5 protein-coding genes are annotated in these 10,011 nt (G+C 58.4%); 2 read left to right on the top strand and 3 right to left on the bottom strand.

Going from position 1 to position 10,011, the window contains the following annotated elements; genetic code table 11:
• Nucleotides 1-8 precede the first annotated feature (8 nt).
• Together VGG64_00815 and VGG64_00820 are read right to left on the bottom strand one after the other, a co-directional pair.
• Entirely contained in the window at nt 9-425 is a 417-nt protein-coding gene (locus VGG64_00815; protein HEY1598111.1) for a YciI family protein, read from the bottom strand.
• Between the two features lie 160 nt (nt 426-585).
• Entirely contained in the window at nt 586-1,833 is a 1,248-nt protein-coding gene (locus tag VGG64_00820; GenBank protein ID HEY1598112.1) for an RNA polymerase sigma factor, read from the bottom strand.
• A gap of 563 nt (nt 1,834-2,396) precedes the next feature.
• Here VGG64_00820 and VGG64_00825 point away from each other — a divergent pair.
• Nucleotides 2,397-5,423 (top strand): PSD1 and planctomycete cytochrome C domain-containing protein, encoded by a 3,027-nt coding sequence (locus tag VGG64_00825; protein HEY1598113.1) that lies wholly within the window; start codon nt 2,397-2,399, stop codon nt 5,421-5,423.
• 22 nt (nt 5,424-5,445) lie between these two features.
• Nucleotides 5,446-6,885: a DUF1501 domain-containing protein gene (locus tag VGG64_00830; protein HEY1598114.1), complete on the top strand. Its 1,440-nt coding sequence runs from the start codon at nt 5,446-5,448 to the stop codon at nt 6,883-6,885.
• Between the two features lie 588 nt (nt 6,886-7,473).
• Here VGG64_00830 and VGG64_00835 read toward each other — a convergent pair.
• The gene (locus tag VGG64_00835) at nt 7,474-9,696 is read right to left on the bottom strand and encodes a pentapeptide repeat-containing protein (protein ID HEY1598115.1); all 2,223 of its coding nucleotides are present in this window, start codon (nt 9,694-9,696) and stop codon (nt 7,474-7,476) included.
• Nucleotides 9,697-10,011 lie beyond the last annotated feature (315 nt).

Below are 10,011 nucleotides of genomic sequence, written 5' to 3' on the forward strand. Positions count from 1 at the left end.
CCGATCCATTATTTGAGCCTGGATTTGAGGCGGGCTTCCTGCTCTTGCAGTTCGGGAGTGAGCGCCTCGCCGAAGTCCTCCGCCTCAAAATACGGACGAATTTCAATGTCGGAGTTTTCCTTCATCGGGTTCGGGCATTTCTTCACCCAGTCGATCGCTTCCTGTAGCGAAGAGACCTTCCACACCCAGTACCCGGCGATCAACTCCTTTGTCTCAGCGAATGGCCCATCGATGACGGTGCGATTTGAGCCGGAGAACCGAACACGGACGCCGCGAGAACTTGGCGTCAGTCCCGCACCGTCGAGCATGATTCCCGCGTTGATCAACTCCTCGTTGAATTTGCCCATAGCCGAGAGCAATTCGGTAGTCGGCATCTCGCCCGCTTCTGACCCTTGGGACGCTTTGACCATTACCATGACTTTCATGACGTAACTCCTGGAATTAGTGTTGGAATGTGATCGACGTCGGCTATTTTCCGACTTTCACACAGTAGTCGAACGAGAATTTCGCCTATCGACAGCCGTCGCCAAGATTTCGCCAGAAACCTGTCGGTCACCAACGCGCACGGGAAATTCCGGTCAAGAATTAGAGTTCGGACAGTCGCCGAGTCAAAAACCGCCGCTCGAGGTCCTGACGCGTTAACGACAGTGCTCGCTCATACGAGCTCTTCGCGTCGGAGATTCTTCCGGATCGCCGGCACAACTCTGCTCGTGCCGCGTGGGAAAGGCGATAATCCACCAGGTCCCCGCGTTCCAAAATCGCATCGATCAGGACCAGGCCCGCTTCCGGACCGTCCCGCATCGCTATTGCGACAGCCCGATTGAGTTCGACGACCGGCGAGGGATCGATGCGCAGCAGCACGGAGTACAGCACGACAATCTGATTCCAGTCCGTATGTGCGGCAGCGGCGGCCTCGGCATGGACTGCTGAAATGGCAGCTTGCAGGGTATAAGCACCGAATCTCCGCGATCGGAGTGCTTGTTCCACCAGAGAGATGCCCTCGGAGATCATCTGACGGTTCCAATGGGAGCGGTCCTGGTCTTCGAGCAGAATAATTTCGCCCTCTAGCGAAACACGCGCTTCCCTGCGCGATTCGTGGAGCAGCATCATGGCTAACAGCCCTTTGACCTCTGGATCGGGAAGCAAATCGAGAACCAGCCGGCCCAGTCGAATCGCCTCGGCTGTCAAATCAACGCGTGTCAGCGACTCGCCCTGCGACGCCGCGTACCCTTCGTTGAACACCAGGTAGATGGCGGAAAGTACGGCGTCGAGCCGCTCGGGCAGGTCGCCTAGCGACGGTACGACGTAGGGGACGTCCGCCTCTCGAATCTTTGCCTTGCCGCGTACGATGCGCTGGGCCATTGTTGCTTTGGAAGTCAAGAATGCATGGGCGATCTCCTCGGTCGTCAGCCCGCAGACCTCGCGCAGCGTCAGGGGCACCTGCAACTGTGGATCAATCTCGGGATGACAACAGGTGAAGATCAGACGCAGCCGATCGTCTTCGATCTCCGTGGCTGCTCGGGCCGCATTCTCGCCCGCCAGATAGTCCAACCGCGAAGCAATCTCAGGCTGAAGTTCCTTCAACCGTCCTTGCCGACGAAGTGAATCGATCGCCTTGAATTTTCCGGTAGAGACCAACCAAGCCCGCGGATTTGCCGGCATCCCTTCGTGTGGCCAGGTCTCGACCGCGGTTGCAAATGCTTCGTGCATGGCGTCATCCGCCAGATCGAAATCATTCAGCAATCGGACCAGCGAAGCAAAGACCCGACGAGACTCAGAGCGGTAAAGATCGTCGATCCGGTCGCGGATCGCTGCCGTGGCATCGTATTGCATGTCGATCGTTGCGCGCCCAGTGGCCAGCGTTGTCGAGCCCCACGGTTCCGAGAAGAATTCAACGCAGTCATTCTACTCGGAACTTGGAGTCCGTCGTGGGAGCAAACACCCCTAAAGAAGTCTAGAGCCAGTTGCCAGTTGAGTTTGCATCCAACGACGCAGTATGGTAGCGATGGAAGAGCACGCAGAGGTTTCTCGGCAAAAGCATACTCGTTTCCGCCCCTTGCGTAGTTACTGGCTGACGGTGTGTGTCGCCCTCACGATGTTTCGGAAAAACGTCTGGCGGCTGGCTGGTCGCTCGCCGGCTGAGGGTCACATTCTTGAACAAAACAGGCAGTGAGCCATGGCATCCATCGCGAGCCGCATCGACGACGTGCCAGTAAAGCGAGCATCAATGCGTTCCGAAGCTCTTGTGCAGGGGCCTGCTCGCACCTGTGGCAACTGAAATCCGGTTGCCGCTGATACGGCGTTCTGACGGCAAGTCTGACCACCGCACCGGCCAGAATACCGCCTGCCAAGGCGATTGTTGCATGTCGGTGTAGGTCATTACTACAATTGACTGCATGCATAATTATCCTGCCGAGAAGCTTGCCTTGGCACTGCAAAGTTGCTTGCTGTTGACGTTGTTAATGGGTGGCGCCGTCGCGGCCGATGAAGTCCGCTTCAATCGTGACGTGCGACCGATCCTGTCGAACCGATGCTTTCGGTGCCACGGCCCCGACGAAGGCAATCGCCAGGCGGACCTGCGGCTCGATGTTCGCGAACATGCGCTTTTCGATCGTGGAGACGGGGCAGCCATTGTGCCAGGCAAGCCACAGGAAAGCTTGCTGATTCAGCGTGTGACTACCCACGATGATGGCCTGCGCATGCCTCCGCCCGATCATGCGCCGCCGCTTGCGAAATCTGAAATTGAGACCCTCCAGCGCTGGATCGATCAAGGCGCGCAATATGACGGACATTGGTCGTTCCTGCCGATTGCCAATCCGCAGCCGCCGGCGCTTGCAGCCGGGGAAACGGCGCGTAACCCGATCGATCACTTTGTTTTCGCACGATTGCGAGAGCACGGGCTTAAGCCGTCGGTGGAAGCTGACAAACGGACTTTGCTGCGACGCGTGTTTTTAGACCTGACGGGCCTGCTGCCGACGCCCGAGGAGGCTGTCCAGTTCGAGCACGACTCCCGAAGTGACGCTTATGAAGCCGTCGTCGAGCAGCTGCTCAACAGTCCGCATTACGGCGAGCGGTGGGGACGCCATTGGCTGGACCAGGCCCGCTACGCTGATTCGAACGGATACACGATCGATGCCGAGCGCGTCATGTGGCCTTATCGCGATTGGGTCATTCGTGCCTTGAATGCCGACATGCCGTTCGACCAGTTTACGATCGAGCAGCTTGCGGGAGACCTGCTACCGAATGCGACCAGGGACCAACGCATTGCCTCGGGCTTTCACCGCAACACCCTCATCAACCAGGAAGGGGGTGTAGACCCTGAACAGTTTCGTGTGGAAACGGTCATCGATCGGGTTGCCACGACGGGCGCGGTGTGGCTGGGTTTAACCGTCGGTTGCGCGCAGTGTCATTCGCACAAATATGACCCGATCAGCCACCAGGAATTCTATCGGCTGTTCGCCTTCTTTAATAACTGCGCCGACATGAACAATGTGGGCCCGACGGCGGAGGTACACGAAGGCGAGTTGTTCCTACCGGAGGACTTTGCCTCGGAACGCGCGGAACTGAATGACGCGATTTCGAGCGTCGAGCGATTGAGCGCCGAGTCCCGTACGCGACGGACGGCGTGGGAGAAAAGTTTGGCAAATCGGGTGGGCGACGACGAAACCTCTAAGGCGGCGCAGTGGAATGTTCTTTCCATAAGTGCGGCCAAGGCCGAGGCGGCCAAGCTGACGACCCTGGACGACCAATCCGTGCTGGCGACGGCGGGCATTCCGCGCGAGATCTATGTCATCGACACGGCGCCGCTTGCCAAGGGTGCAAAGATCGGCTCGTTCCGATTGCGCTTCATCCCTCACGAGTCGCTGCCGAAGTCGGGCCCGGGACTGGCAACCAACGGCAACCTGGTATTGACCGCCGTCGAGGCGTATCTCGGTGATGAGCGCCTACCGCTCGTCTCGGCCAGCGCCGACCACTCGCAGAAGGACTACTCCGTCGCATCGCTCATCGACGACGAGCCCGGAACAGGGTGGGCCATTAATGTCCAGCCAGGTTCGACCGTGCAGATGAACGCCGAGCATACGGTTGTGCTTACCCTAGGGCGCGCGATCGATGGGGGGGAACAGCCGCTACGGTTCGTGCTCAAGCACGAGTTGAACAATGATTACAACGTGGGGCGGGTACAGTTCTCTGTCTCCGAGGACATCGCCGACCCGGTCTCCGATCCTACGTTTCTGGCCGCGCTTGCAATCGAAGAAGCGGACCGAAGCGCGGAGCAAAGGAAACTCATTAATCTCAAGTTCGATGCGGTGGATCAACCACTGAAGGACGCTCGTAAGCGGCTCGACGAATTGCGCGTTCGCTTGCGATTGGGGCCGACGGTCAAGACGCTGGTGATGCAAGATGTGCCGGCTCCGCGGAACACATTTTTGCTGAAGCGGGGCGACTTCCTACAGCCGGATAAGGAACTTGGCCCGCTATCGGCGAATGTTCCGCAGGCCTTTCCAGAATTAGGGCCGCGCGGCGACGATCGGCCATTCGATCGCTTGGATTTGGCACGCTGGTTGGTGGCACGAAACCATCCGTTGACGGCGCGCGTCACCGTCAATCGACTCTGGATGCACTACTTTGGTCGCGGTCTGGTCGAAACGGAAAACGATTTTGGATCCCAGGGCTCCGCGCCCACCCATGCCGAACTGCTTGATTGGCTGGCGTCGAACCTGATGGATCACGGTTGGTCGCTCAAGACGTTCCATCGCCTCGTTGTAACCTCAGCGACGTATCGTCAGGCCTCGCTCGCCCGCCCGGACGCGGCCGTGGTGGATCCGCTGAATCTACTCTTGGCTCGACAAAACCGTTTGCGACTCGACGCCGAAATCGTGCGCGATGTGGCTCTCTGCGCCGCGGGAAAACTGGAACAAAAGGTAGGCGGACCAAGCGTCTTTCCGCCGCAGCCCGAGGGCGTATACGCCTTTACGCAGAATAAGAAGGTATGGCGCACCGGCACTGGCAAAGAGCGCTATCGACGCGGAATGTACACCATGTTTTATCGCAGTGCGCCGTACCCCGCGCTGGCCACTTTCGACTCGCCCGACTTTCAGTCGGTCTGCACACGCCGGCAGCGATCGAATACGCCCCTGCAGGCCCTAACAATGGCCAATGACGTGGCCATGTACGAATTGGCGCAAGAGCTGGCAGCTCGAGCGCTCGCGCAACACCAGAGCGACGATCAGGCGGCCGAGGTCAAGCGGATCGATACGATTTTCCAGCGCGCTCTGAGCCGTCACCCGTCATCGGTCGAACTGCGATTGATTCAGAACTCGTTCTTGCAAGCTTCGCCTGCGGAGCCGCCAGAAGAGTTGGATGCCTGGTCCGCCGTTTCCCGTGCGGTTATGAACACCGACGAATTTATCACTCGCGAATGAAGGTGGATTGGGTTTTGCAACCATGACCAACGAAATCCTGCAACAGGTGACACGGCGGCACTTCTTCAGTGATTGCCGGGTGGGTTTGGGCGCGCTGGCATTGGGCCAGTTTTTGGGCGACGGCCAGCGCCTGTCGGCGTCTGTGCCCGATGTACAAGGCGCGGTGACCAAAGCTCCGCATTTCCCACCGCGCGCCAAAAGCGTGATTTACTTGTTCATGGCCGGCGCGCCGAGCCAGTTCGAGCTGTTCGATTACAAGCCCGAGTTGCAGCGACGCGATGGAGAAACCGCGCCCGACTCGCTCTTTCCTAAGGACAAGAGCTTCGCATTCATCGGCAAAGGGGCTACGCTACTGGGCACGCGCCGTAAATTCGCCAAGCGAGGCGAGTGCGGCATGGAGATTAGCGAGTTATTACCGCACACCGCCGCGATGGCCGACGAACTCTGCTGGATCAAGGGAATGAAGACCGACGTCTTCAATCACGGCCCGGCGAAATTGTTCATGAATACTGGCTTTCAGGTTCCCGGCCGGCCAAGCTTCGGCTCGTGGGTGGTATACGGCATCGGCAGCGAGGCGGAAGACTTGCCCGGATTTGTCGTGTTGCAGTCCGGTCCCCGCGGGCCGCGCGCTGGCAATGCGCTGTGGTCCAGCGGTTTCTTGCCCACCAATCTGCAGGGCGTTCCTTTCCGCGGAACCGGCGATGCCATCCTGAATCTGCACACTCCGGCCGGGTTGAACAAGTCGCGGCAGCGCGAATTCGTCGATCTGACGGCGCAGCTCAATCAAGAGCGGCTGCGTATCACCGGAGACCCCGAGATTGCCACGCGCATTAGCGCCTACGAGATGGCGTTTCGCATGCAGACTAGCGCCCCTGAGCTGATGGACCTAGCCCAGGAGCCGGCGCACGTGCTGACGTCTTATGGCGCCGAGCCCGGCAAGAACTCGTTTGCGAACAATTGCCTGCTGGCCCGGCGGCTCGTCGAACGCGGGGTGCGCTTTGTGCAACTTTATCATACCGATTGGGACGACCACGGAGGCCCGAACGAGAATCTTGGCGAACCACTGGAACGCCGCTGTCGACAGGTCGACCAATCTTGCGCCGCTCTGGTACAGGACTTGAAGTCGCGCGGCATGCTCGAAGACACGATCGTCATCTGGGGAGGCGAATTCGGTCGTACGCCGATGGGAGAGATTCGCGAAGGGATTCCCGGGCGCGACCACCACGTCGAAGCATTTACAATGTGGCTCGCCGGCGGCGGCTTCAAACCTGGACACATTCAAGGGGCCACCGACGACCTGGGCTATTACACCGTCGATGGGCAAGTCCACGTGCACGACTTACACGCCACGCTGCTCAATCAACTGGGCTTCGACCATGAGCGGCTGACGTTCCGCTTCCAGGGCCGCGACCACCGACTCACCGACGTGTTTGGAACTGTGCGGCGGGAGCTCTTGGCTTGAAATCGGATGGTCCGCGCTAATACCAGTAGCCGGATAGCAAACGCCGAAAAAGCCAGGGGCATGTCGTCCCTTCCGGTCCTCGGCCCCTCTCGTCACCGCACATTGATGACCCGGTCTGTTAGGCCCTTCTCACCCAACACAATGTCGAGCGCGCTCGTGGCCGATCTTCTCCAGGATCTCCAGCTCGCAGGCGCATCAGGGTCGGGTCGTCGGGCAGTAGCTTGGCCGTGTTTGCTTGGCTGCACATGGCGGCGGTCTCCTCGCGGCGAGTGATGAAGTTGGCCTCGGCGGCCTGAGGTAGTGTCAGTTCGGGGTTGCTTCCCTTGAGACGCCGTCACCGAACAATAAAACCAATCCCCTGACAAACGTTCGTTTTGCAAGGCGAATCTCGCGGACCGACGGATGAGCCTGTCCGTCTCATCGATGAGTAAAGTTCTCGGCACGTGATATCAGTCTCGTCAATGGGTCGTATTTCGGGAATGTCACGCACACATGAGTAAATGACACGAAACCGCCGTTTCCGCCTCGACGGTTGGACTGACGGGCATGGTCGAAGCGAATAGCACCGATGGATGACGGCACCGCCGGCTAGGCATTCTCAACTCTAACTCGGCGGCGAACGCAGAGAGCAAGTGCGACAAGGCCTGTAGAGCCCAGCATGAGTGTCGACGGCTCGGGCACGCCCGTGAGAGTGGCGTAGCCGTCCGAATATAGGTGGCTCGTATCCCAAGTGACTCCCGGCCGAGTTGTAATGTGATCGAAGTGCTGACCGGAGCTTAGTTGCCCGTTCCAGACGAAGAGTTGGAACTTCGTGCCCACCAGGGAAGCCGGGGCGACGCCGGGCGCGAATTCGAGATCAAGCGTGCCTGCCAATTGCGGGCTTACGCCAGGCGCGAGTTTCATCGTCGAATCCCAAGACGTTCCGTCGAACAGCATTTCCAGGCTGCTCAAGGTGGAGAACGACATCCCTTGTTCGACTGTGATCGCTACGCTCGGGGTGTTGCCACTCCCCGTGAAGTCATGAATGACGAGCTGCTCGCCGGAGGCGAGTACCAGCGGCGTGATCGTGCCATCAGGCATGATCGTGTTGTGCATAGTGGCGGTACCGAACGTGGGACTGAATGACGTTCCATTCGCAGCGCGAAAATCGGCATCCGCGAGGTTGGCCCCCGTAAACGAGTTGACGCCGAAAAAGCTCGCGCCGGCAAAGAAAGCCCCGGTCAGATTTGCACCGGTCAGATCCACTTGATTGATCGTCGTGTAAGAGAGATTCGCGTTTGCCAAGGTCACATTGGTCATCGTTGCCGAGACGAATTTTGCCCCCGACAGGTTTGCGTCCGTCATATTGGCGCCGCTAAGGTTGTCACCCGGCGTAAAGGCGCCAAAGCTCGCAAGTTGCAAATTCTGTCCAGCAAAGTTCCATCCGCTCATGTCCAAGGCATCGAGTCGCATCGCGCCGAGGTTGTGATTCTGATAACTGGCCGTGGAGTAGAGCTGCTGGCTGGTGAGGCCGGTCACGCTGGAAAAGTCGGCGCCGTTGACGTTTTGCGAAGCGAAGCTCCAGCCGGTCACGTCGAGTCCTGACAAGCCGACCCCGGCAAGATTCCCGTTTTGATAATTGGCCGTGGAGTACAGTTGCTGGCTCGTCAGTTTCGAGTAGCCGAAGTTCGCGGCTGAGATACTTGCGCCCGTGAAGTTCGCGCCGACAACGGGACAGTAGAAGAATTGGTCGTTGGAAAGATTGGCACCGCTGAAATTCGTCCCCAAGGCCGACCGGGCATCGGTGCCAGCGCCAGCATCAGACAGATTGGCATTGGTGAAATCGGCGCCGTCGATGGTCGAAATGTAGACCGATGCGTTGGAAAGATTCTGGCCGGCGAAATTCCAACCGGTGAGATTCAGATTTTGCAAGGCGACGTGCGAGAGATCGTGATTCTGATAGCTGGCCGTCGAATCGATTTGCTGCTCTGTGAGTCCTACGTTGCCCGAAAAGTATACGTTGTTGATGGTTGCACCGTTGAAAATGGTGCCCGTGACGGTGGCGTTGGTCAAATCGACGTTGGACATGTGCTGCCCGGCGAAGTTCCAGCTGGCTAGATTGTCGCCTGCGAGGCCGACGCTCAGCGACTTGTTCTGATAATCGGCTGTTGAGTAGAGTTGGTTGCTGGTCAAATTCGTTTGATTGAAGACGGTATTGGCGATGCTTGCGCCGCTGAAAATGGCGCCTGTTAAATTGGCGCCGTCGAATCGGGTCAGAAAGAGATTGGCGTTGCTGAAATCGGCGCTCGTGGCGTTCACATTCTTAAAGTTGTCTGAGGATATGATCGTGCCGCGCAGCACTGCATTTGTCAGGTTCTGGCCACTGAAGAAGAAGTTCGTCAGATCGTTATTGCTAAGAATGACACCAGTTAGGTCTTTGTTCTTGTAGCTCGCCGTGGAATAGAACTGTGACTGAAGCAGCCCTGCTGCGCCTGCGAAGTTTGCGTACGTGATCGTAGCCCCACTGAGATTCGCGCCTTGCAGGTTAGCGAGACGGAAGTCGGCGTTGTCGAGCCAACTCCCGTTGAAGTTGTCGCCCGTCAGGTCAACACCGCCGGCTCCCTTATTGCTAAAGTCTCCATAGCGTAGATTGTGTCCGGAAGTGTTCCATCCCGACAGGTCGATGCCCGGGAAAAGTGTAATCCCTTGCGTGCCGGGGATTGGCTGGCCTGTGCTGATATCGTCAATATCGGCCCATACAGGCGATATTCCGTCAAATCGGGCACCCAACGCAAGAGCCAACGCGACGACGAGCATGATGCGCAATCTCATAAACGATCCTCCTTGAACGAGCCGATTTCCGCAGCACGTGGCTCGGGTCTTCGAGCGTGCTTGCGACATGTCGCTCCGTCGGTTTGACGTTCGTGCCGTCCGGATGCTGGAAGAACAGAGGAGTGCCACCGACCAAAGGCAAAAGCCAAACTTGAAGTTTGGTGGCAGTGACTTAGTTCGACTTTTGCAGTTTTACGCCGCCATTGTGACGGTGTATTCCAGTAGTTGTCGTATTTTTCGCGAGCCCGGGCCGGCCAGGCGTAGTTCAAAAACCTTTTGTCGCAGACTGCGGCGGCGCAGGGTGGCGAGCATATC

The sequence above is a fragment of the Pirellulales bacterium genome (assembly GCA_036490175.1).
Taxonomy (GTDB): Bacteria; Planctomycetota; Planctomycetia; order Pirellulales; family JACPPG01; genus JACPPG01.